A 22,417-nucleotide genomic window follows, 5' to 3' on the forward strand; every position below is an offset into this window, starting at 1 on the left:
ATCGAGGAATCATCGGGGCTGGGGGCGGTCGTAACCCGACTCGGGGTTTCATCGTCCACATCGTTCCAGGGAGAAACTAGTGGGTTTTGCAGACGTAGCCAGCTTCGCGCGCGACAGGTTCGTGCCTGTCTCGCTCGGGATCGCCACGGTCTTGTTGTCCTTGCTGGGCGCGGCCGCGGCACACGCCTTTTCGCTCGACGACGTGACGGCGCGGGCCAGGGCGCTTGCCGACCGGGCCTACCAGGCACCGGTCAGCAACCTGCCGCCGGCCTTCAGCAAGATGCAGTTCGCCGACTATCTGCGCATCCAGCCGCGCCGCGACCAGTTCGAGTGGCACGACCGCGATACGCCGTTCAGGCTGGCGTTCTACCACCAGGGCATGCATTTCTCCACGCCGGTCGGCATCAACGAGGTGGTCGACGGCCAGGTCCACGAGATCAGGTACGACCCCGCCAAGTTCGACTTCGGCGGCATGTCCTTCGATGCGGACACGACCCGCAACCTGGGCTACGCGGGCTTTCGCGTGCTCTATCCCATCAATCGCGACGGCGTGCACGACGAGATCATGAGCATGCTGGGCGCGAGCTATTTCCGCGTAATCGGCAAGGGCCAGGTGTACGGCCTGTCGGCGCGCGGGCTGGCGCTGGACACCGCGTGGAAGGACGGCATGGCCGAGGAGTTTCCGCGCTTTCGCGAATTCTGGATCGAGCGGCCCAAGCCCCAGGACCGTTTCCTGGTGATCTACGCATTGATGGATTCGCCGCGTGCCACCGGCGCCTACCGTTTCGTGCTGCGCCCGGGCGAGGACGCCGTGCTGGACGTCGAGTCGCGCGTGTTCCTGCGCGGCCAGATCAACAAGCTGGGTGTCGCGCCGCTGACCAGCATGTTCCTGTACGGGCCGAACCAGGGCGTGCGGGGCAACAACTTCCGTCCGGCGCTGCATGACTCCAACGGCCTGGCCATCCACACCGGCAGCGGCGAATGGCTGTGGCGGCCCCTGAACAATCCGGCCTCGCTGTCGGTCAGTTCCTTCCAGGTCACGGATCCCAAGGGCTTCGGCCTGCTGCAGCGGGGGCACGAGTTCTCCCGCTACGAGGACCTGGCCGACCGCTACGACCTGCGCCCCAGCGCATGGATAGAGCCAAGGGGCAACTGGGGGCCGGGCAGGGTGGAGCTGGTCGAGATCCCGACGGCGGACGAGACCAACGACAACATCGTCGCGTTCTGGACGCCCGACGTGCTGCCGCCCAAGGGGCAGCCCATGCGCCACGACTACCGCATCCACTGGACGATGAACGAACCCGCGCTGATCGAAAAGGACGTGGGCTGGGTCAAGCAGACCCTGCGCACAGACGGCGAGATCCGCCAGGCCAACCTGATCCGCCACCTGGACGGCAGCACGGCCCTGATCGTCGACTTCGAGGGACCGGTGCTGGCGCGGCTCTCGCCCGACGCGGCGGTGGGCGCCGAGGTCAGCGTGGGCGAGAACGCCGAACTGATCGAGAACGTCCTGCAGCGCAATCCCGCCATCCAGGGCTGGCGCCTGACTTTGCGGGTCAAGGTCAAGGATCCGAAGGTGCCGGTCGAGATGCGGGCCGCGCTGGTCGAGGGCAAGCGTGCCCTGACCGAGACCTGGAGCTATCAGCTGCCGGCGCGGTAACCTGGAGGGTCCGCAAGCCGAGTTTCCCGACGGACCCACCATGATCATCAAGAACCAGGAAGACGTTACCCGCGCGGTGCTGGCCGAGGCCGCCCGCGCGCCCGATGCGCGATTCCGCGAAATCCTGTCGGCGGGCATCCGCCACCTGCATGCCTTCGCGCGCGAGGCGCGGCTGACCGAGACGGAGTTCCACCAGCTGTGCGGCGTGATCGCACGGCTGGGCCAGGCGACCACCGCCTCGCACAACGAGGTGGTGCTGGCCGCCGGATCGCTGGGGTTGTCCTCGCTGGTCTGTCTGCTGAACAACGGCGACAACGGCCAGACCGAGACCACCGCCAACCTGATGGGGCCGTTCTGGCGGATGGGATCGCCCCAGACGCCCAATGGCGGCTCCATCGTGCGGTCGCCCACCCCGGGCGATCCGGTGTTCGTCCAGGCCTGGGTGCGCGACCGCGAGGGCCGCCCGGTCGCGGGCGCCGAGGTCGACGTCTGGCACAGTTCGACCGAGGGTTTCTACGAGAACCAGGATCCGTCGCAGGGCGACATGAATCTGCGGGGCAAGTTCACCACCGACGGCGATGGCCGCATCGCCTTCCGCAGCATCAAGCCGGCCGGCTATCCGATCCCGGTGACCGGTCCCGTGGGCGAGTTGATCCAGGCCCAGGGCCGGCACAACATGCGTCCGGCCCACATCCATTTCATGATCTACAAGCCGGGCTTCAAGACTCAGTTCTCGCAGGTCTATTCCAGCGACGATCCCAACCTGGAGACCGACGTGCAGTTCGGCGTCACGCAGGCCCTGGTGGGACAGTACGTGCTGCACGACAGCGCCGCCGAGCCGGCGCCGGATCCCGGAGTGCGGGGCCGGTGGTATTCCATGGACCACCATTTCGTGATCGAGCCCGGCGAGGCCGGGCTGCCCCGGCCGCCCATCACCGGCAAGGCGGACGGCGAGCGGCCCGTCCTGAAGGTGCTGGCGCGGCGGCCCTGACGGGCGGGCCTCACGCGCACTGCCGGGACTGGCCGATGGAGGGCGCGCAAGCCGACATCCTGCCGCTCCACAGCGCCAGCAGCAGGCCCACGCCCGTGAGCGCGGCGCCGGCCCAGCCCACCGACACCAGGCCCAGGCCCGACAGGGTCAGGCCGCCCACCCAGGCGCCCAGGGCATTGCCCAGGTTGAAGGCGGCGATGTTCAGGCTGGAAACCAGCGTGGCGCCGGCCGGGCCTGCCTGTTGCAGCACGCGCATCTGCATCGGGGCGACGGTGGCGAAGGCCACGGTGCCCAGCGCGACGGTGTAGGCCATGGCCACCAGAGGCCGGCCGAAGACCCAGGGGCCGAGCGCCAGGATCGCCATCAGTCCGCCGGTGGTCAGCAGCAGCGCCCGCATGACGCCGCGGTCGGCCATGCGTCCGCCCAGCAGGTTGCCGGCGGCCAGGCCCGCGCCGAACAGCAGCAGCGTGACCGCGACCAGATTGTCGCTCATGCCGGTGACCTGCCTGAGCAGCGGTTCGATATAGGTATAGAGCGCGAACACGCCGGCGAACCCGAACACGGTGATGCCCAGTCCGGCCCAGACCTGCACGCGCCCCAGTACCGCCAGTTCCTGCCCCAGCGGCGGGAGCTGCGGACGGCCCTGGTCGCGCGGTACGAACAAGGCCAGGATGGCGTAGGCGGCCACGCCCACCACCGCCACCGCCCAGAATGCCGAGCGCCAGCCGAAATGCTGTCCTATCCAGGCCCCGGCGGGCACGCCCAGCAGGGTGGCCAGCGTCAGGCCCGAGAACATCAGCGCGATGGCCGAGGCCCGCTTGTGGGGCGGGACCAGGCCGGTCGCGACCACCGCGCCAACGCCGAAGAAGGTGCCGTGCGTGAGCGAGGTCAGCATGCGGGCGGCCATCAGCCACCCATAGCCGGGCGCCACCGCGGCCGCGGCGTTGCCGGCGATGAAGATGAGCATCAGGGACAGCAGCAGCCGCTTGCGGGGCCAGGTCCGCGTCAGCAGCGTCAGCACGGGCGCGCCCACGGCGACGCCGATCGCGTAGCCCGAGATCAGCGTGCCCGCCGTGGGAAGGGAGATGCCCAGGTCCGTGCTGACCTGGGTCAACAGGCCCATGATGATGAATTCCGTGGTGCCGATGCCGAAGGCACCGGCGGCCAGCGCCAATAAAGAGAGCGGCATGGTGAGTGTCCTGTAAGCGGATTGCGGTTGACAGCGACACTGTGGGGGTGGGCGGGATCTTTGTGTAGGTGGAATAATGGAACGACATTTGTTCCTGTAAGGAAAAGCTGTGCCTACTCCCTCGAAGGCGGCCCCCCATCCAGCCGGACCTGCGCCGACACCCGGCGAGGCCAACCGGTCGGGCGAACTTGAGACCTTCGTCCTGGTGGCCGAGCGCGGCAGCCTGTCGGCCGCGGCGCGTCGGCTGGGGGTCTCGCCCTCGGCCGTGAGCAAGGTCATGTCCCGGCTGGAGGCGAGACTGGGCGTGCAGTTGCTGCAACGCAGTACGCGGCGGGTGCTGCTGACGGCGGAAGGCGTCCAATACTATGAGCAGGGCAAGCGCGTGCTGGCCGACCTGGACGAACTGGAAACCTCGGTGGCGGGGCAGGCTGAACCCCGCGGGCTGGTGCGCATCACCGCCAGCACGTCGACCGGGCAGACCTTGCTGGGACCGCTGATCCCCGGGCTGCTGGCGGCGCACCCCGGGTTGCGGCTGGACCTGAGCTTCACCGACCAGGTCGTGGACCTGCTGGAGGCGGGGGTCGACATCGCGATCCGCTGGGGGCGGCTGCCCGCCTCGGATCTGGTGGCGCGGCTCCTGGGCCGCACCCGCCAGGTCGTCGTCGGCAGTCCCGGTTATCTTGCCGCCCACGGCACTCCCTCGCATCCCGACGACCTGGGCGCCCACCTGCGCCTGGGCTGGAACTATCCGCGCGAAGTGCCGCGCTGGCCTTTCGCGGTGGACGGACGCCGGATCGAGGTCGAGATCGGCGAGATCGTCCGCGTCAACGACGGCGAGGTCATGCGCCGGCTGGCCCTGAACGGCGCCGGGCTGGCCCGCCTGTCGGTCTACCATGCCTGGGCCGACCTGCTGGCCGGCCGCCTGGTGCCGGTGCTCGAGCCCTACAACACGGGCGATCTCGAACCCATCCATGCCATCTACCTGGGCAAGCCCGGCCGGCTGCCGCCCCGCACCCGGGCGGTGCTCGATTTCCTGCAGGCCAACGTCGACCTGGGCTACGCCGAGCGCACGCCCGGAGCGGCGGCCCCGACGGGTGGATGAGGGCGGCCGGCTGTGGGGGATATCCCGACAAAAGGCTTGCTAAGTGGTGGTTTGCCGGGTATGATGGCTGGCTTACCTATGGGTTTTTGCCTTCTTGCCAGCCTTGCGCGTGGCGGGAAGCGGGGGCCCGGGGTGGGTAGTAACTGGCCTGGCACCGCGTTCTTGCGGTGTCCGCTTCAGAATTTCAACCCAGGGTGCGCAAGTCGCATTGCCGCCTGACGGGACCAAAACTGATCGGAAGGCTTGGCTTTCACTGACAAGGTGGTGCCGGGCATTTCGGGTTAAGTTGGAACAGGGTAAACCATGATTCAAATGCAGACCACGTTGGACGTGGCCGACAACACCGGTGCGCGCTCGGTTATGTGCATCAAGGTGCTCGGCGGCTCCAAGCGCCGCTATGCCGGCATCGGCGACGTCATCAAAGTGAGCGTCAAGGATGCGGCCCCCCGCGGTCGCGTGAAAAAGGGCGAAATCTACAACGCCGTGGTGGTTCGTACCGCCAAGGGCGTCCGTCGCAAGGACGGTTCGCTGATCCGTTTCGGTGGCAATGCCGCCGTGTTGCTCAACGCCAAGCTCGAGCCCATCGGCACTCGCATCTTCGGACCCGTTACGCGTGAACTGCGTACCGAGCGTTTCATGAAGATCGTGTCGCTGGCGCCCGAAGTGCTGTAAAGGTGCCGCGATGAACAAGATCCGCAAAGGTGACGAAGTCATCGTCCTGACCGGCAAGGACAAGGCGAAGCGCGGCGTCGTGCTGAGCGTTGCCGAAGACCGCGTCCTGGTCGAAGGCATCAACGTCGTCAAGAAGAATGTGAAGCCGAATCCGATGGCCAACCAGCCCGGCGGCATCATCGACAAGACCATGCCCATCCACGTGTCCAACGTGGCGATTTTCAACCCCGCCACCGGCAAGGCCGATCGCGTGGGCGTGAAGAAAGTCGACGGCAAGAATGTGCGCGTCTTCCGTTCCAATGGCGAAGCCATTGCGACGAAAGCGTAAGCGGGAGCAAACACAATGGCCCGTCTTCAAGACATCTACCGCGAGAAGGTCGTTGCCGACCTGACCAAGCAGTTCTCGTACAAATCCGTGATGGAAGTGCCCCGCATCACCAAGATCACCCTGAACATGGGTGTCTCGGAAGCGGTCGCTGACAAGAAAGTCATCGAGCACGCCACCGGCGACCTGACCAAGATCGCCGGCCAGAAGCCCGTCGTGACCAAGTCGCGCAAGGCCATCGCCGGTTTCAAGATCCGCGAGAACTACCCGATCGGCTGCATGGTGACCCTGCGTGGCGCCCGCATGTACGAATTCCTCGATCGCCTGATCAGCGTCGCGCTGCCGCGCGTGCGCGATTTCCGTGGCGTGTCCGGCCGTGCTTTCGACGGTCGCGGCAACTACAACATCGGTGTGAAAGAACAGATCATCTTCCCCGAGATCGAGTACGACAAGATCGACACGCTTCGTGGGCTGAACATCAGCATCACGACCACGGCCAAGACCGATGAAGAAGCCAAGGCGCTGCTGTCGGCCTTCCGCTTCCCGTTCCGTAATTAAGGGGTGAAATAGTGGCTAAGCTTTCACTCATCAACCGCGATATCAAGCGTGCCAAGCTGGCGGCCAAGTATGCCGCCAAGCGCGCCGCGCTCCAGGCTATCGTCGACGATGCGTCCAAGTCGGACGAAGAACGTTACCAGGCTCGCCTGAAGATTCAGCAGCTGCCCCGTAACGCCAACCCCACCCGCCAGCGCAACCGTTGCGCGGTGACCGGTCGCCCCCGTGGCGTGTTTCGCAAGTTCGGTCTGGCTCGTAACAAACTGCGCGAGATGGCTATGCGCGGTGAAGTTCCGGGCATGACCAAGGCCAGCTGGTAGGAGAGTCATTCATGAGCATGAGCGATCCGATCGCCGATATGCTGACGCGCATCCGCAATGCGCAGCGCGTAGATAAGGCGTCCGTGTCCATGCCCTCCTCGAAGCTGAAGGTGGCGATTGCCACCGTGCTGAAGGACGAGGGCTATATCGACGGTTTCGAGGTCAAGGCCAATGATGGCAAACCTGAACTCGAAATTTCCCTGAAGTACTACGCCGGCCGTCCGGTCATCGAGCGCATCGAACGCGTCTCGAAGCCCGGCCTGCGCATCTACAAGGGCCGTCATTCCATTCCCCAGGTCATGAACGGCCTGGGCGTGACCATCGTGTCCACCTCCCGTGGTGTGATGACCGATCGCAAGGCGCGCGCCAACGGCGTGGGCGGCGAGGTCCTCTGCTACGTGGCGTAAGGAGTCGACATGTCGCGTATAGCTAAATATCCCGTCGAGCTGCCCAAGGGCGTCGAAGCCACGATCGCTGCCGACCAGATCACCGTCAAGGGTCCCCTGGGCACGCTCGCCCAGGCCCTGACCGGTCAGGTCACGATCGCGCAAGACGCCGGCAAGCTGACTTTCGTCGCCGCCAACGACAGCCGCGAAGCCAAGGCCATGTCCGGTACCGTCCGGGCCCTGGTCAACAACATGGTGACCGGCGTCAGCAAGGGCTTCGAACGCAAGCTGACCCTGGTCGGCGTGGGCTATCGTGCCCAGGCGCAGGGCGATTCCGTCAAGCTGCAGCTCGGTTTCTCGCACGATGTCGTGCACCAGATGCCTGCCGGCGTGAAAGTCGAGTGCCCCTCGCAGACCGAAGTGGTCATCAAGGGCGCCAACAAGCAGCAGGTTGGTCAGGTGGCCGCTGAAATCCGCGCCTACCGCTCCCCCGAGCCCTACAAGGGCAAGGGTGTGCGCTACGCGGATGAGCGGGTCATCATCAAAGAGACCAAGAAGAAATAAGGCGGGCAAGGACGAATCATGGACAAGAAGCAAGCTCGTTTGCGTCGCGCGGTACCTACCCGCCGGAAGATCGCCGAGTTGCGCGTGCATCGCCTGTCGGTGTTCCGCACCAACCTGCACATCTACGCAAACATCATTTCGCCTGAAGGCGATAAGGTGCTGGTCAGTGCCTCGACCGTCGAACCCGAAGTCCGTCAGCAACTGGCTGGCGATTCGGGCAAGGGCGGCAACGTGGCCGCAGCAACCCTGGTGGGCAAGCGCGTGGCCGAGAAGGCCAAGGCTGCCGGTATCGAGACCGTCGCGTTCGATCGCAGCGGTTTCCGCTACCACGGCCGCGTCAAGGCCCTGGCTGATGCCGCGCGTGAAGCCGGCCTGAAGTTTTAAGCGAGGATTACATGGCCAAGATGCAAGGTAAGAATGCAGCGGCTGAGGAACGCGACGACGGTCTTCGCGAGAAGATGATTGCCGTCAACCGCGTCACGAAAGTCGTGAAGGGCGGTCGTATCCTCGGTTTCGCGGCGCTGACGGTGGTCGGCGATGGCGACGGTCGCGTCGGCATGGGCAAGGGCAAGGCCCGGGAAGTCCCGGTCGCGGTCCAGAAGGCGATGGAAGAAGCCCGCCGCAAGATGGTCAAGGTGCCCCTGAAGAACGGCACCCTGTACCACAACGTGGTCGGCAAGCACGGCGCCTCGACCGTTCTGATCTCGCCCGCCGTCGAAGGTACCGGCGTGATCGCCGGTGGTCCGATGCGCGCGATTTTCGACGTGCTGGGTGTTCGTAACGTGGTGGCCAAGAGCCTCGGCTCGACCAACCCGTACAACCTGGTGCGCGCGACGCTCAACGGTCTGAGCGCAAGCTCGACTCCGGCAGACGTCGCCGCCAAGCGCGGCAAGTCGGTCGAAGAGATCCTGGGGTAAGCCATGACGACGAAGAAAAACGTCAAAGTGACGCTCGTGCGTTCCCCTATCGGAACGCCCGAATCGCACCGCGCCACGATCCGTGGCCTGGGACTGCGCCGGCTGAACAGCTCGCGCGTCCTGGTCGACACGCCCGAAGTGCGCGGCATGATCCGCAAGGTGTCGTATCTGATCACCGTGTCGGAAGCCTGAGAGGTCTAGCATGCAACTCAATACGCTCAAGCCCGCCGAAGGCGCCAAGCACGCCAAGCGCCGTGTCGGTCGTGGTATCGGCTCCGGCCTCGGCAAGACCGCCGGCCGCGGCCACAAGGGTCAGAAGTCCCGTTCGGGTGGCTTCCACAAGGTCGGTTTCGAAGGCGGCCAGATGCCGCTGCAGCGCCGGCTGCCCAAGCGTGGCTTCAAGTCGCTGGGCCAGCACCTGTACGCGCAGGTCCGCCTGTCCGAACTGCAAGCCCTGCCGGTCGAGGAAATCGACGTGCAGGCGCTCAAGCAGGCCGGCGTGGTCGGCCAGCAGGTCCGCTACGTCAAGGTCATCAAGACCGGCGAGCTCTCCCGCAAGGTGGTGCTCAAGGGCATGACGGCGACGGCCGGTGCCAAGGCGGCGATCGAAGCCGCCGGCGGCTCCCTGGTCTGATAACCGAGGACTGAGCTTTGGCTAATGCGAACGCACTGGGCAAGACCGGCAGCAAGTACGGCGACCTGAAGCGCCGGCTGGTCTTCCTGTTGCTCGCCCTGGTGGTGTACCGGATCGGTACGCACATCCCTGTTCCCGGGATCGATCCGGTCCAGCTGACCTCCCTGTTCCATCAGAACCAGGGCGGGATTCTGGGCCTGTTCAACATGTTCTCGGGCGGTGCGCTTTCGCGTTTCTCGATCTTTGCATTGGGGATCATGCCGTACATCTCGGCGTCGATCATCATGCAGCTGATGACGGTCATCGTGCCGTCGTTGGAAGCGATCAAGAAGGAAGGCGAGGCCGGGCGGCGCAAGATTACGCAGTACACGCGCTACGGTACGCTGGCGCTGGCGCTGGTGCAGTCGGTCGGCATTTCGGTCGCGCTGGAATCGCAGCCCGGGCTGGTCATCGATCCTGGCCTGATGTTCCGGGCCACCACGATGATCTCGCTCGTCACGGGAACGATGTTCCTGATGTGGCTGGGTGAACAGATCACCGAGCGGGGCCTGGGCAACGGCATCTCGATCCTGATCTTCTCGGGTATCGCGGCCGGCCTGCCGCATGCGCTGGCCGGGCTGTTCGAGCTGGTCAACACGGGCGCGATGGCCGTCCTGACGGCGCTGTTCATCGTCGTGCTGGTGGTGCTGGTGACGGCTTTCGTGGTGTTCGTGGAACGCGGACAACGCAAGATCGTCGTCAACTACGCCAAGCGCCAGGTGGGCAACCGGGTGTATGGCGGACAAAGCTCGCATCTGCCGCTGAAGCTGAACATGGCCGGGGTGATTCCGCCGATCTTCGCGTCGTCGATCATCCTGTTCCCGGCTACGGTGGTCAGCTGGTTCTCGAGCGGCGACGGCCTGCGCTGGCTGAAGGACCTGGCCGCCGCGTTGTCGCCCGGGCAGCCTCTGTACATCACGCTGTATGCCATTGCGATCGTGTTCTTCTGCTTCTTCTACACGGCGCTCGTGTTCAACAGCCGCGAGACCGCCGACAACCTGAAGAAGAGCGGCGCGTTCGTCCCGGGTATCCGTCCGGGCGAGCAGACCGCGCGGTACATCGACAAGATCCTGATGCGCCTGACGTTCAGCGGCGCCATCTACATCACGCTGGTGTGCCTGCTGCCGGAGTTCCTGGTCTTGAGGTGGAACGTTCCGTTCTACTTCGGTGGTACGTCTTTGCTGATTATCGTTGTGGTCACGATGGATTTCATGGCCCAGGTGCAGGCTTACGTGATGTCGCACCAATATGATTCTCTGCTCAAGAAGGCGAACTTCAAGGGTGGAAATCTACCGGTGCGGTAACGAGAAAATGTCCAAAGACGACGTTATCCAGATGCAGGGCGAGGTCCTGGAAAACCTGCCCAACGCAACGTTTCGTGTCAAGCTCGAGAATGGCCATGTCGTGCTGGGACATATCTCGGGAAAAATGCGGATGAATTACATCCGCATCCTGCCGGGGGATCGTGTGACGGTCGAACTGACCCCATACGATCTATCGCGAGCAAGAATCGTGTTCCGCTCGAAGTAGGCCTGGGGCCTGCCGGGTAAGAATTAGGAGTCAATCATGAAAGTAATGGCATCGGTCAAAGCAATTTGCCGGAACTGCAAGGTCATCAAGCGCAAGGGCGTGGTGCGGATCATCTGCACCGACCCGCGCCACAAGCAACGTCAGGGCTGAGCCTAGGCTCGGTTCTACGCTAAAGGTATTCAAGGAAACGTTATGGCCCGTATTGCTGGCATCAACATTCCGCCGCATCAGCACACCGAAATCGGTCTGACGGCTATCTTCGGCATTGGCCGTTCGCGCGCTCGCAAGATCTGCGAAGTGGCCGGCGTGCCGAGCAACAAGAAGGTCAAGGATCTGAACGACGCCGAGCTCGAGCGGATTCGCGAACAGATCAACACCTTCACCGTCGAAGGCGATCTGCGTCGTGAAATCCAACTGTCGATCAAGCGTCTGATCGACCTCGGCTCGTATCGTGGCTTCCGCCACAAGCGCGGCCTGCCCGTGCGTGGCCAGCGTACCCGTACGAACGCCCGCACCCGCAAGGGTCCGCGTCGCGCCGCCGCGTCGCTCAAAAAGTAATCGGCTGATACCCAGTCAAGGATCCAGAAATGGCGAAATCCCCGAACAGCGGCGCCCAGCGCGTTCGCAAGAAAGTCAAGAAGAACGTCTCGGACGGCATCGCGCACGTTCACGCGTCCTTCAACAACACCATCATCACGATCACCGATCGCCAGGGCAATGCCCTGTCGTGGGCGACGTCGGGCGGCGCCGGCTTCAAGGGCTCGCGCAAGTCCACCCCGTTCGCGGCCCAGGTCGCGGCGGAGTCCGCCGGTCGCGTGGCGATGGAATACGGCATCAAGACGCTGGAAGTGCGTATCAAGGGCCCCGGTCCCGGCCGCGAATCGTCGGTTCGCGCCCTGAACGCCCTGGGCATCAAGATCTCCAGCATCGCCGACATCACGCCGGTGCCGCACAACGGCTGCCGTCCGCCGAAGCGTAGAAGGATCTAGGCCCCCCCCTACGCGCTAACGCGCGCCCCCCAGGGGGCGGCACTAGCGGACCGGCGGAGCCGGATCCGCGGTGCCCTGGGTCTTTCGCTTAGCGGCCCTTTGGGCCGCTCGCTGTGGGGGATTCGGGCAAAGCGCGGTAGAATGGTGGGCTTTGCTGTTTGCTGTATGTAGTTTTTATTGTTTTATGGGGGCGCGGCCGGCATGGGTCGGGCGCGCCGAGTAAGACCACCGTTTGCCGCGTTCTGGTTCATCGAACGTAAAAGACCAAGGCAAACTCCTCGCCATGCGTGTGCATGGCCTGACAGAGAAAAGGATACATCGTGGCACGTTATATTGGCCCCAAATGTAAGCTTTCCCGCCGCGAAGGCACGGACCTCTTCCTGAAGAGCGCCCGCCGTTCGCTGGATTCCAAGTGCAAGCTCGAGAGCAAGCCCGGCCAGCATGGCCGCACCTCGGGTGCCCGTACCTCGGACTACGGTCTGCAGCTGCGCGAGAAGCAGAAGCTCAAGCGCATGTACGGCATTCTGGAAAAGCAGTTCCGCAAGTACTTCGAAGAAGCCGAGCGCCGCAAGGGCAACACCGGTGAAAACCTGATCCAGCTGCTCGAGTCGCGCCTGGACAACGTGGTCTATCGCATGGGCTTCGGTTCGACCCGCGCCGAAGCGCGCCAGCTGGTCAGCCACAAGGCGCTGATGCTGAATGGCCACACCGCCAACGTGCCGTCCATCATCGTCAAGGCCGGCGACGTGATCACCGTCCGTGAGAAGGCCAAGAAGCAGGCCCGTATCCAGGAAGCGCTGCAACTGGCCTCCAGCCAGGGCATGCCGCAGTGGGTCAGCGTCGACGCGACCAAGCTGGAAGGCACGTTCAAGCAGGCCCCGGACCGCGCCGATGTCGCCCGCGACATCAACGAATCCATGGTCGTGGAACTCTATTCGCGCTAATAACTGAAGCCGGCTCTAGGTGCCGGCTTTCCCATCCCTGGGCACAGAGGATCCGGCTTTGCCGGTCCGCCAGTGCCGCCCCTTGAGGGGCGCGCGGAGCGCGTAGGGGTGGGCCTATTTTTCCCCCAGCCTTATCGGTGTAACGAGCCGAGGGTATTGATAAGGAATAAGGAAGATTCATGGCGAATGCCGCATTTCTGAAACCGCGCAATATCGACGTCGAGACCATCGGCTCGAATCATGCCAAGGTGATCATGGAGCCGTTCGAACGCGGCTACGGTCATACCCTGGGCAATGCGCTGCGCCGCATCCTGCTGTCGTCGATGGCGGGCTATGCGCCGACCGAAGTGCAGATCACCGGCGTCGTGCACGAATACTCGGCCATCGACGGCGTGCGTGAAGACGTGGTCGACATCCTGCTGAACCTCAAGGGTGTGGTGTTCAAGCTGCACAACCGCGACGAAGTCGTCCTGACCCTGCGCAAGCAAGGCCCCGGCGTGGTCACGGCTGCCGATATCGAGCTTTCGCACGACGTCGAGATCATCAACCCCAACCACGTCATTGCCAACCTGACGGACAACGGCCGCCTGGAAATGCAACTGAAGGTGGAGAAGGGCCGCGGCTACGTGCCGGGCAACCTGCGCAGCTTCGCCGATGACCATGCCCGCACCGTGGGCCGCATCGTGCTGGACGCCTCGTACAGCCCCATCCGCCGTGTCAGCTACACCGTCGAAAGCGCCCGCGTCGAGCAGCGTACCGACCTGGACAAGCTGGTCCTGGACATCGAGACCAACGGCGTGATCTCGCCCGAGGAAGCCGTGCGCCAGTCGGCCCGCATCCTGATGGACCAGCTGTCGGTGTTCGCCGCGCTGGAAGGCTCGACCGAAACCATCGAAGCGCCCGCCCGCGGCACGCCGCAGATCGACCCGATCCTGCTGCGCCCGGTGGATGACCTCGAACTGACGGTGCGTTCGGCCAACTGCCTGAAGGCCGAGAACATCTACTACATCGGCGACCTGATCCAGCGTACCGAGAACGAGCTGCTGAAGACCCCGAACCTGGGCCGCAAGTCGCTCAACGAGATCAAGGAAGTCCTGGCTGCCCGCGGTCTGACCCTGGGCATGAAGCTGGAAAACTGGCCGCCTCTCGGCCTGGAAAGGCCGTAGGGGTCTCCCCCCTACGCCCTACGGGCGCCCCCCAGGGGGCGGCACTGGCGGACCGGCAAAGCCGGATCCGCTGTGCCCTGGGTAGCGGAGCTTCTTTCGTTACGTAGTTGTAGTACCAAGAGTTTTTCCACCGGCCCGCGGCGCTTTGCCGATAGAAGAGCTGGAAACCTCGCGGCACAGCCGCTCTTAGATTCATAAAGGAAGTCATCATGCGTCACCGTCACGGTCTCCGTAAACTGAACCGCACCAGCAGCCACCGTCTGGCCATGTTCCGCAACATGGCTGTCTCGCTGCTCACGCACGAAGCCATCAAGACCACCCTGCCCAAGGCCAAGGAACTGCGCCGCATCGTCGAGCCGCTGATCACCCTGGGCAAGGAACCGACCCTGGCCAACAAGCGCCTGGCGTTCGCCCGCCTGCGCGACCGCGACCTGGTCGTCAAGCTGTTCGCCGAAATCGGCCCCCGCTTCAAGGAGCGCAACGGTGGTTACACCCGTATCCTGAAGATGGGTTTCCGCCAGGGCGACAATGCTCCCATGGCCTACATGGAACTGGTCGACCGCGCGCCGGAAGCCGAAGAAGCCGCCGACGCCGAGTAAGCAAGGCAGGGCCGGGCGCGAGTCCGGTCCGATGTCCGGTTGCATGAAAACTGCGAGCTTGTCTCGCAGTTTTTTTTCGCCCGGTGTATGTTGTCCGCACTCGCGGACCTTACCGAAAAGGGCATGCCATGGCTCGTCTGACTGCGCAGGACTTCGATCCCCGACTGCTGGAGCTGTACGACTACTACGTCCACGGCAGGATCTCCCGGCGGGAGTTCCTGGACCGGGCGGCCAGGTATGCGGTGGGAGGACTGACCGCCGCCGGGCTGCTGGCGTCGCTGAGCCCGGACTATGCGTTGGCCGAGCAGGTGTCCTTTACCGATCCGGACATCGTCGCCGAGTACATCGGCTATCCGTCGCCCAAGGGGCACGGCACGGTGCGCGGCTACCTGGCGAGGCCGGCCAAGGCGGCGGGCAAGGTGCCGGGCGTGGTCGTGGTGCACGAGAACCGCGGTCTGAACCCCTATATCGAGGACGTCGCACGCCGGCTGGCCAAGGCGGGCTTCCTGGCGCTGGCGCCCGATGGCCTGAGTTCGGTGGGCGGGTATCCGGGCAATGACGACAAGGGCCGGGACTTGCAGCGCCAGGTCGATCCGGCCAAGCTCATGAACGATTTCTTCGCCGCGGTCGAGTTCCTGATGCAGGGCGACAGGACGACCGGCAAGGTGGGGATCACCGGTTTTTGCTACGGCGGCGGCGTCGCCAACGCCGCCGCCGTGGCGTATCCCGAGCTGGCCGCGGCCGTGCCTTTCTACGGCAGACAGGCCGGCGCGGCGGACGTGCCGCGCATCAAGGCGCCGCTATTGCTGCACTACGCCGAGAACGACAAGGGCATCAATGACGGCTGGCCAGCCTACGAGGCGGCCCTGAAGGCGGCCGGCAAGACCTACGAGGCCCACATCTATCCGGGTACGAGCCACGGCTTTCACAACGATTCCACGCCCCGCTACGACGAGGCGGCGGCCAGGCTGGCCTGGGACCGGACGATCGCCTGGTTCAAGCGCTACCTGGCCTAGCCGCCGGGGCCGTCTCGGCGGTGGTCGGACCTCAGGCCTCGTCGACGACCGGGTTGCGCAGCACGCCTACGCCTTCCACCTCGATCTCGCATACGTCGCCGGGCTTGAGCCACACCGGCGGCTTGCGCGCCAGTCCCACGCCCGACGGGGTGCCGGTGATGATCATGTCGCCCGGTTGCAGCGCCATGCCTTCAGAGCAGGCCGCCACCAGGGTGGCGACGTCGAAGATCATGTCGCGGGTATTGGCGTCCTGCATGACCTGGCCGTTCAGGCGGCACTGGATGCGCAGGCCGGCGGCGCCCGGTGGCAGTTCGTCGGCGGTGACGAATTCCGGGCCGAAGCCGCCGCTGCGGTCGAAGTTCTTGCCCCACAGCCACTGGTTGGAGCGGAACTGGTAGTCGCGGATCGAGCCCTCGTTGAACAGCGAATAGCCCGCCACGTGCTCGAGCGCGCGCTCCTTGGGAATGTAGCGGCCGCCCTTGCCGATCACCGCGACCAGTTCGGCCTCGTAGTCGAACTGCACCGAGACGCGGGGGCGTTCGATGGCCTGGCCGTGGGCCACCCAGGACGACGGGAAGCGCTGGAACAGCACCGGATGCGCGGGCGGCGCGAAATTGCTTTCGGCGGCGTGGTCCACGTAGTTCAGGCCGATGGCGAAGGCTTTGGCGGGCTGCTGCAGCGGCGGCAGCAGGGCGAGGCCGGCCAGGGCCAGGCGTTCGCCCGGCGCGTCGGCGGCCGCGCGGGCGGCATCCAGGCCGCCGGGGTCGCGCAGCAGTCCGTCCAGCGTGGCGGGCAGGCCGCGCGCGGTCAGGTCGACCACGTCGTTGCCGATGCGGGCGCCCAGCGTGGGCGCTCCGGCCTGGTTCTTGAAGGCGATCAGTCTCATGGTTGGTCTCGTTGCCCCGTCAGCCGGGGTATTCCTGGTTGGTGATGAAGTCGGCCGGCAGCGGCGGACCCCAGACGTAGAGCGAGTCTTCGGGCGGATGGTCGGCGGCGGGCCAGTCCAGTCCGGCCGGGACGTAGTCGATATCGTACGAGTATTCGGCCCAGCTGCCCCAGGGGTCGCGCACATAGTAGAAGTAGTTCGAGCCCAGCACGTGCCGGCCGACGCCCCAGCCCTGCGCGTGGCCGGCGATGCGCATCTGTTCGGAGCCGCGGCCGACCTCGTCCAGGCTGCCGACGTCCCAGCTCGAGTGATGCAGGCCGCGCGCGTGCGACTTGGCGAAGGCCACGAGATGGTGGTCGCTGCCGTGGATGCCATGCATGAAAGCGATGAGATCGCCGGAATGGTCGGACACGCGCAGCCCGAGGATGGTCCGGCAGAAGTCCACCATGCGCGGGACGTCGGGTGTGAAGAACAGGATGTGCGACAGATGGCGCGGCCGCACCGGCTGCACGCGGCTGCGGGCCGGCGCGGCCCCCTGGCCGGGCGGGACCGGGGCGACGGCGGTGGGCGGGCTCTTGGCGGCGGGCGAGACCTTGTCCGCCACCACCAGTTGCAGCGGCGTGCCGTCCGGATCGCGCAGCCACAGGCCCTGGCCGTCCGACCAGTCGTGCGGATCGGTCCGCAGGCCGGCGTCCTCGATGCGCGAGCGTATCTCGTCCAGGTCCCGCGCGTGGATGCCGTAGCGTACGTACTGCAGGCGCTTGGTCATGCCCCCTTCGTGGATGCGGCTCCACACGTGGGGATGGCCGTGCGTGCGCAGCTCGAGATGGCCGGCCCGGCGCCGCACGTCCAGGCCGAAGGCCAGATAGAAACGCTCGGCCTCGGCCAGGTCGGGCACCGAGTACACGAAGCAGTCCACCGAATGCACGGCGGCGCGGCGTTCGAGGTGGGTCGTCAGGGCGGGGGCGCGCATCGGCGTGCTCCTATTCCGGCTTGACGCCCGCCATGTCGACGGCCGCGCGCAGGATGGCGGTGTCGTCGCGCAGCGAGGCGGCGAAGGCTTCGGGGCTGTTGCCGATCACGCTCCAGTGCTGTTCCTCGATCTTGGCACGCACGTCGGGCTGCTGGAGCACGGTCCGGAAGGTGGCCGCCAGTTTGGCGACGATGGGAGCGGGGGTGCCCGCGGGCGCGACGAATCCCATCCAGTTGCCGAAGGGGCGGAAGTCGGGGAAGTCCTCGGTGATGGCGGGCACGTCGGGGTGGAGCGGATGGCGCTTGGGCGTCATGAAGGCCAGCACCTTGATCTGTCCTTGCTTCCACTGTCCGAGCAGGCTGCCCACGCTCAGGATGGTGGCGTCCAGCCGGCCGGCCAGCAGTTCCATGGCGATCTGGCCTGCGCCCTGGTAGGGCACGTGCAGCATGTCGACGCCGGCGGCGGCCTTGAACTGTTCGCCCAGCAGATGGTTGAAGGAGCCGTTGCCGACGCTGGCGAAATTGAGCTTGCCGGGATTGCGCTTCAGGTAGTCGACGAACTCGCGCGTGGTGTTGGCCGGCACCTTGGCGCTGACCATCAGCGCGACGGGCAGGTCGGCCACGGCGGTGATGGGGGTGAAGCTCTTGAGCGGCTCGTAGGGCAGGTCCTTGCGCAGGTAGCTGTTGAGCAGCAGGGCCGATGTGGTCGTCAGGTGGATGTTGTAGCCGTCGGGCGCCATGCGGGCGGCATAGCTGGTGCCGACGATGCCGTTGGCGCCGCCGCGGTTCTCGAATACCAGGGGCTGGCCCAGCAGCTTGCCGGCCCGGTCGGCGATCAGGCGGCCGATGACGTCGATGGGCGATCCGGTGGGATAGGGAAAGACCACGTGGATGGGTTTGTTGGGGTAGGGCTGCTGCGCGCCCGCCTGCAGCGGGCAGGCCAGGCCGAGCAGCGCGGCCAGCGCTCCGGCGATCAGTTGCTTGGCTTGTCTCATCGTGGATCCTCTTGGGGGGCTGTGCGGCCGGGGGACTTGGCCCCGGCCTGGGGAAGGGATGCCAGGCAGGCGCGGAACGCCCGGCAGATGTCGTCGTTGGCGCGGCGGGCCCCTGCCGAGGCTTCGAAGAAGCCCAGGAAGGGGTGGAACATGTCGTCGTGGCGCAGCAGCGTGACGGGCACGCCGGCGTCGCGCAGCCGGTTTGCGTAGGCCAGGCCTTCGCCTTGCAGCGGGTCGTGCCCGGCCACCGCGATCACGGTGGGAGGCAGCCCGCCCAGGTCGGCCGCGCGCAGCGGCGAAGGCGGAAAGGAGGTGGCTTCCCCGGCGCGATCGCCCATGTACAGGCGGGCGATGTCGCGCAGGTCGGCCGGGGACAGCATGGGGTAGTCGTGGCCGTCGGCGTCCAGGCGCCGCGTGTCGCGGGCCATGTCCAGGCCCGGCACGACCAGCAGTTGCGCGGCCAGCGGCCGGCCGGCGTCGCGGCACAGCAGGGCGGCGCTGGCGGCCAGGTTGGCGCCAGCGCTCTCGCCCGCCACCGCCACGCGCGCCGGGTCGCCGCCCAGCTCGCGGGCATGCGCCTGCACCCATTGCGTGGCGGCCAGGGCGTCGTCGTGCGCAGCCGGGTAGGGATGCTCGGGCGCCAGCCGGTAGTCCACCGACACGACCACCGCGTCCACGTCGCGGCACAGCTTGCGCGCGATGTCGTCCATCAGTTCGACGCTGCCCAGCACGAAGCCGCCGCCGTGGAAGAAGACCACGGTGGCGTGCGGGCCGGCCGTGGCGGGACGGTACACGCGGCCGGGCACCGGGGCGTCGTCCAGGTCGCGCACTGCGCCCACCGTGGGCAGGCCGTGGCGTTCGCGCGCCGCCAGGATGGCGCGCGTCATGCGCTGGCGGGCGGCGGGCGCGCTGTCGGCGAAGGGCGGCGGCGCGTTCTGCGCGCGCAGGGCGGCCACGATACGGGCCAGGTCCGCGTCCAGCGGGATGGCGGGCCCGGCCGTCATGCAGGCAGCTCCAGCACGTGCGCCTGCGAAGCCCGGGCGCGCCGCCGCAGCGCCTCGACGTCGATGTGCAGCAGTTGACCCGCGCGCTTGACGGCGCGGCCGGCCACGAACACGGTATCGACGTTGCCGGGGTGGGCCGCCAGCACCACGGCGCCCACGGCGTCCGACACCGGCGTCAGGTTCAGGTCGTCGCCGCGTATCAGCACGATGTCGGCCTCCTTGCCGGGCGTGAGCGAGCCGGTCTTGTGGTCCAGGCCGGTGGCGCGCGCGCCGGCCAGCGTGGCGAACTCCAGCACGTCGCGCAGCGTGAGCGTGGCCGGCGCGTCCGGCACGCGCGAGTGGCCGCCGCCCATCCACGAGCGGTAATAGGCGAAGGCGTGGCGCATCTGGGTGAACATGTCGCCGGCGCATTTGGTTTCGGTATCGCCGCTCAGGCTGGGCCGGATGCCGGCGGCCAGCAGGCGGTCGAAGGGGATGTCGCCGATGCCCTGGGCATTCATCTCGCAATGCACGCCCAGCGAGGCGGTGACGCCGGCGTCGGCCATCATCGCGATCTCGTCGCGGCCGCAGAAGCAGCAGTGCACGAAGGTCAGGTCCGGGCCCAGCGCGCCTTCGGCGTGCATCTGCGCGATGGCGCGTATCGGCGCGTTGCGCGCGTACGCGCCCATGTGGATGCTCGAGCGCAGGCCCAGTTCGCGCGCCAGGCGCAGGTCGTCCAGCCAGACTTCGCGGCGGGCCATCTCGGGGCCGCGCGCCGCCATGGCCAGCGTCAGCAACTGGTCGTCCGAGGCAAAGAACTCCCGGCGCAGCCGGCGGATGTCGCGCGGGTGGCCGCGCTGGCTGTCGAACATCCAGCTCGCGCCCTCGACCAGCGGCCAGCCGTGGCCGAACACGGCCCGCAGGCCGGCGTCCCGCAGGGCCTGGACGGCGGCGTCGCTGTGCTCGGGACTGTTCTGCACGTGCGACCAGTCCATCATGGTGGTGATGCCGCCGTCCAGCGCCGAGACTGCGCCCAGCAGCGTGCCTGTGTAGACGTCCTCGGCGCGGAAGGCCGCGCCCTTGGCGCCCAGCATCTCGGCAAAATAGACCTGCGGATCGATGTCGGCATAGCGGTGCCGCACGCAGGTCTGCCAGGTATGGCGGTGCGTGTCGACGAAGCCGGGCAGGACGATCATGCCGCGGGCGTCGATCTGTTCGGCATCCTCCACCGTCAGTTGCGGGGCGATCGTGGCGATGCGGCCGTCCTCGATCAGCAGATCGCCCTGGCGCAGGTCGCCCACCTGGGGGTCGACGCTGACGATCCAGCCCTGGCGGATGAGCGTGCGGCGGGTCATGCCGGGGCCCCGCGCAGCCAGCGGGCCAGCTCGGCGCGCACTTCGCCGGCCTGCTGCACGGAGGTGCCGGCCCAGGCGATGTAGCCGTCCGGCCGCACCAGCAACCCCTGGACGCCGGCCAGCGCGGCGGGCGCGCGGCCCAGGCGCGCCTGCACGCGGCGCACGGGCAGCCCTTCCAGCGGCAGGTCCGCGTACTGGCCGCTGTAGCCCTCCAGGTCCAGCAGCACGAAGCGCCGCTCGCGCAGCAGTTCGGCCAGGCGCACCGACTGGCCGTCCAGTCCGATCAGGTCGATGTCCGGGGCGTGCTGCCCGGCCAGCGGGTGGCTGCCCGGCGGCGCGGGATAGGGCCGGGTCAGGCCGCACAGTTCGCGCACCAGCTTGCGCTGCACGTCGGGCAGCGGAATGTACTCGCGCTGCATGCGCCGCTTCAGGGCGACGCCTTCGGGTTCGAAATTGAACTGCAGCGCACACTGGGCCGCGACGCTGTCGAGCAGGTCGCGCATGACCGGCAGGCGTTCCTCGTCATAGCTGTCGAGGATGGCGGCGTCGCTGTGGCCCCGCACCACGTGGGCCAGCTTCCATCCCAGGTTGAAGGCGTCCTGCAGGCAGAAGTTCATGCCCACGCCGCTGGCGGGGTAGTGGATGCGCGCCGATTCGCCCACCAGGAAGACGCGGCCGCTGCGCAGCGTGGGCACGGCGCGCATCTGGTCGTCGAAGCGCGAGGCCCAGCGGTAGCCGCGGATGCCGTAGTCGGTGCCGTGCACGTCGCGGATGCACTGCAGGGCTTCTTCCAGCGTGACGGGCTCGTCTTTGGCCGCATGGCGCCGGTCGCGGTGCACGATGTTGAAGCGGGTGATGCCGTCGCCGAAGGCGTAGCCGCGCACCCAGCCCATCTCGTTGTCGACGTTGACGCGGCCGCCGGGCCAGGGGGCGTCCAGTTCGGCGTCGATCACGATGCCGCGGAACGAGCCGCCGCGGCCGTCGAAGGGCAGGCCGGCCTGGCCGCGCACGACGCTGCGGCCGCCGTCGGCGCCGACCAGATAACGGGCGCGCAGGGTAGTCGTAGTGCCGTCCTCGCTGCCGACATCCACTTCGACCCCGTCCGCCGATTGCCGCACGGCCCGGGCTTCGGCGCCGCGCCGTATCTCGGCGCCGCTTTCCTCGGCCCAGGTCCACAGGATTTCCTCGGTCAGATTCTGCGGCAGTCCCAGCGTGAAGCCGTAGCGGGTTTCCAGGTAATGCCATTCGATAGGGTGGAAACCAGCCCAGATGTGCGAAGGGCGGAACGGATACGGGCTGATGTCGCGCGTGCGCCGGATGAAGCGGTCGGCGATGCCGCGCGCATCGAACAGTTCCAGCACGCGCGGCAGCAGGGTGCCGGCGCGCGACTGCACGCCTTCGGTGCGCCGCTCCAGGACCAGCGTCCTGGCTCCCGAGCCCGCCAGTTCGGCGGCCAGGGTCAGCCCCGACGGGCCGCCACCGACCACGATCACATCCCACTGCATTGTCTGTCTCCAGCTTTTTCGTCAAGGCGGCTTCAAGCCGCATGCCTCGCATGGTGGCGAGCCCGTCGACAGACGTAAAGTTAATTGTTTAAATTAGAACCATTTGTTTGGTAAATGGATGCG

At 66.6% G+C, this 22,417-nt stretch carries 29 protein-coding genes; 22 read left to right on the plus strand and 7 right to left on the minus strand.

Annotated features, from left to right (window positions below):
* Window positions 1-121: 121 nt before the first annotated feature.
* Window positions 122-1,660 (plus strand): glucan biosynthesis protein G, encoded by a 1,539-nt coding sequence (locus tag EV675_RS08110; RefSeq protein WP_130357950.1) that lies wholly within the window; start codon window positions 122-124, stop codon window positions 1,658-1,660.
* Between the two features lie 40 nt (window positions 1,661-1,700).
* On the plus strand, window positions 1,701-2,651 hold the full coding sequence (locus EV675_RS08115) for a dioxygenase family protein (RefSeq protein ID WP_130356779.1): 951 nt from the start codon (window positions 1,701-1,703) through the stop codon (window positions 2,649-2,651).
* Window positions 2,652-2,661: 10 nt separating this feature from the next.
* On the opposite strand, the gene EV675_RS08120 is transcribed toward EV675_RS08115, so the two are convergent.
* On the minus strand, window positions 2,662-3,840 hold the full coding sequence (locus tag EV675_RS08120; protein WP_130356780.1) for an MFS transporter: 1,179 nt from the start codon (window positions 3,838-3,840) through the stop codon (window positions 2,662-2,664).
* A gap of 109 nt (window positions 3,841-3,949) precedes the next feature.
* Between EV675_RS08120 and EV675_RS08125 the strand changes: the two genes are divergently transcribed.
* The 20 genes from EV675_RS08125 (at window position 3,950) to yghX (ending at window position 15,598) form a co-directional block, all read left to right on the plus strand.
* Window positions 3,950-4,942, plus strand: coding sequence for a LysR family transcriptional regulator (locus tag EV675_RS08125; protein WP_130356781.1), 993 nt, complete (start codon window positions 3,950-3,952; stop codon window positions 4,940-4,942).
* A gap of 303 nt (window positions 4,943-5,245) precedes the next feature.
* Window positions 5,246-5,614, plus strand: a complete 369-nt coding sequence (gene rplN, locus EV675_RS08130) for a 50S ribosomal protein L14 (RefSeq protein ID WP_087780015.1) — start codon at window positions 5,246-5,248, stop codon at window positions 5,612-5,614.
* A gap of 10 nt (window positions 5,615-5,624) precedes the next feature.
* Window positions 5,625-5,942, plus strand: coding sequence for a 50S ribosomal protein L24 (gene rplX, locus EV675_RS08135; protein WP_130356782.1), 318 nt, complete (start codon window positions 5,625-5,627; stop codon window positions 5,940-5,942).
* Between the two features lie 15 nt (window positions 5,943-5,957).
* The gene (gene rplE / locus EV675_RS08140) at window positions 5,958-6,497 is read left to right on the plus strand and encodes a 50S ribosomal protein L5 (RefSeq protein ID WP_124687627.1); all 540 of its coding nucleotides are present in this window, start codon (window positions 5,958-5,960) and stop codon (window positions 6,495-6,497) included.
* Window positions 6,498-6,508: 11 nt separating this feature from the next.
* Window positions 6,509-6,814: a 30S ribosomal protein S14 gene (gene rpsN, locus EV675_RS08145; protein ID WP_087838307.1), complete on the plus strand. Its 306-nt coding sequence runs from the start codon at window positions 6,509-6,511 to the stop codon at window positions 6,812-6,814.
* 11 nt (window positions 6,815-6,825) lie between these two features.
* Complete coding sequence (gene rpsH / locus EV675_RS08150; protein WP_087838306.1) at window positions 6,826-7,221, plus strand: 30S ribosomal protein S8; 396 nt, start codon at window positions 6,826-6,828, stop codon at window positions 7,219-7,221.
* Window positions 7,222-7,230: 9 nt separating this feature from the next.
* Complete coding sequence (gene rplF / locus EV675_RS08155) at window positions 7,231-7,764, plus strand: 50S ribosomal protein L6 (RefSeq protein ID WP_130356783.1); 534 nt, start codon at window positions 7,231-7,233, stop codon at window positions 7,762-7,764.
* Window positions 7,765-7,782: 18 nt separating this feature from the next.
* Window positions 7,783-8,148 (plus strand): 50S ribosomal protein L18, encoded by a 366-nt coding sequence (rplR, locus tag EV675_RS08160; RefSeq protein ID WP_130356784.1) that lies wholly within the window; start codon window positions 7,783-7,785, stop codon window positions 8,146-8,148.
* Window positions 8,149-8,159: 11 nt separating this feature from the next.
* Window positions 8,160-8,681, plus strand: coding sequence for a 30S ribosomal protein S5 (gene rpsE, locus EV675_RS08165; RefSeq protein WP_087838303.1), 522 nt, complete (start codon window positions 8,160-8,162; stop codon window positions 8,679-8,681).
* Window positions 8,682-8,684: 3 nt separating this feature from the next.
* A complete protein-coding gene (gene rpmD / locus EV675_RS08170; RefSeq protein WP_130356785.1) occupies window positions 8,685-8,873 on the plus strand; it encodes a 50S ribosomal protein L30 in 189 nt (62 codons plus the stop codon).
* 10 nt (window positions 8,874-8,883) lie between these two features.
* On the plus strand, window positions 8,884-9,315 hold the full coding sequence (rplO, locus tag EV675_RS08175) for a 50S ribosomal protein L15 (protein ID WP_130356786.1): 432 nt from the start codon (window positions 8,884-8,886) through the stop codon (window positions 9,313-9,315).
* A gap of 17 nt (window positions 9,316-9,332) precedes the next feature.
* A complete protein-coding gene (secY, locus tag EV675_RS08180; protein WP_087838300.1) occupies window positions 9,333-10,658 on the plus strand; it encodes a preprotein translocase subunit SecY in 1,326 nt (441 codons plus the stop codon).
* A 7-nt stretch (window positions 10,659-10,665) separates the two neighbouring features.
* On the plus strand, window positions 10,666-10,884 hold the full coding sequence (gene infA, locus EV675_RS08185) for a translation initiation factor IF-1 (protein WP_087780026.1): 219 nt from the start codon (window positions 10,666-10,668) through the stop codon (window positions 10,882-10,884).
* Window positions 10,885-10,920: 36 nt separating this feature from the next.
* Entirely contained in the window at window positions 10,921-11,034 is a 114-nt protein-coding gene (gene rpmJ, locus EV675_RS08190; protein ID WP_087780027.1) for a 50S ribosomal protein L36, read from the plus strand.
* A gap of 42 nt (window positions 11,035-11,076) precedes the next feature.
* Window positions 11,077-11,442, plus strand: coding sequence for a 30S ribosomal protein S13 (gene rpsM / locus EV675_RS08195; protein ID WP_087838299.1), 366 nt, complete (start codon window positions 11,077-11,079; stop codon window positions 11,440-11,442).
* 29 nt (window positions 11,443-11,471) lie between these two features.
* Window positions 11,472-11,873 carry a 30S ribosomal protein S11 gene (gene rpsK, locus EV675_RS08200; protein WP_087838298.1) on the plus strand — a complete coding sequence of 134 codons (402 nt, stop codon included), beginning with the start codon at window positions 11,472-11,474 and terminating at the stop codon, window positions 11,871-11,873.
* Between the two features lie 320 nt (window positions 11,874-12,193).
* Window positions 12,194-12,817, plus strand: coding sequence for a 30S ribosomal protein S4 (rpsD, locus tag EV675_RS08205; protein WP_130356787.1), 624 nt, complete (start codon window positions 12,194-12,196; stop codon window positions 12,815-12,817).
* Window positions 12,818-12,996: 179 nt separating this feature from the next.
* Window positions 12,997-13,983: a DNA-directed RNA polymerase subunit alpha gene (locus EV675_RS08210; RefSeq protein WP_124687636.1), complete on the plus strand. Its 987-nt coding sequence runs from the start codon at window positions 12,997-12,999 to the stop codon at window positions 13,981-13,983.
* Between the two features lie 209 nt (window positions 13,984-14,192).
* Window positions 14,193-14,582, plus strand: a complete 390-nt coding sequence (rplQ, locus tag EV675_RS08215; RefSeq protein WP_124687637.1) for a 50S ribosomal protein L17 — start codon at window positions 14,193-14,195, stop codon at window positions 14,580-14,582.
* Window positions 14,583-14,710: 128 nt separating this feature from the next.
* Window positions 14,711-15,598: a YghX family hydrolase gene (gene yghX, locus EV675_RS08220; RefSeq protein ID WP_130356788.1), complete on the plus strand. Its 888-nt coding sequence runs from the start codon at window positions 14,711-14,713 to the stop codon at window positions 15,596-15,598.
* A gap of 31 nt (window positions 15,599-15,629) precedes the next feature.
* Here the strand turns inward: yghX and EV675_RS08225 are convergent, their stop codons facing one another.
* From EV675_RS08225 to EV675_RS08250, 6 genes are read right to left on the minus strand one after another with little or no spacing between them, the layout of a single operon-like run.
* A complete protein-coding gene (locus EV675_RS08225; protein ID WP_130356789.1) occupies window positions 15,630-16,484 on the minus strand; it encodes a fumarylacetoacetate hydrolase family protein in 855 nt (284 codons plus the stop codon).
* Window positions 16,485-16,503: 19 nt separating this feature from the next.
* On the minus strand, window positions 16,504-17,457 hold the full coding sequence (locus EV675_RS08230; RefSeq protein ID WP_130356790.1) for a VOC family protein: 954 nt from the start codon (window positions 17,455-17,457) through the stop codon (window positions 16,504-16,506).
* A 10-nt stretch (window positions 17,458-17,467) separates the two neighbouring features.
* Window positions 17,468-18,451 carry a Bug family tripartite tricarboxylate transporter substrate binding protein gene (locus tag EV675_RS08235; protein WP_130356791.1) on the minus strand — a complete coding sequence of 328 codons (984 nt, stop codon included), beginning with the start codon at window positions 18,449-18,451 and terminating at the stop codon, window positions 17,468-17,470.
* Window positions 18,448-19,455 (minus strand): alpha/beta hydrolase, encoded by a 1,008-nt coding sequence (locus EV675_RS08240; protein WP_130356792.1) that lies wholly within the window; start codon window positions 19,453-19,455, stop codon window positions 18,448-18,450. The genes EV675_RS08235 and EV675_RS08240 overlap by 4 nt, the downstream gene beginning before the upstream one ends.
* A complete protein-coding gene (locus EV675_RS08245) occupies window positions 19,452-20,789 on the minus strand; it encodes an amidohydrolase family protein (protein WP_130356793.1) in 1,338 nt (445 codons plus the stop codon). Before EV675_RS08245 ends, EV675_RS08240 begins: the two co-directional genes overlap by 4 nt.
* Window positions 20,786-22,294 carry an FAD-dependent monooxygenase gene (locus tag EV675_RS08250; protein ID WP_130356794.1) on the minus strand — a complete coding sequence of 503 codons (1,509 nt, stop codon included), beginning with the start codon at window positions 22,292-22,294 and terminating at the stop codon, window positions 20,786-20,788. The genes EV675_RS08245 and EV675_RS08250 overlap by 4 nt, the downstream gene beginning before the upstream one ends.
* Window positions 22,295-22,417 lie beyond the last annotated feature (123 nt).

This window comes from Pigmentiphaga kullae, assembly GCF_004216695.1.
GTDB classification, from domain to species: Bacteria; Pseudomonadota; Gammaproteobacteria; order Burkholderiales; family Burkholderiaceae_B; genus Pigmentiphaga; species Pigmentiphaga kullae.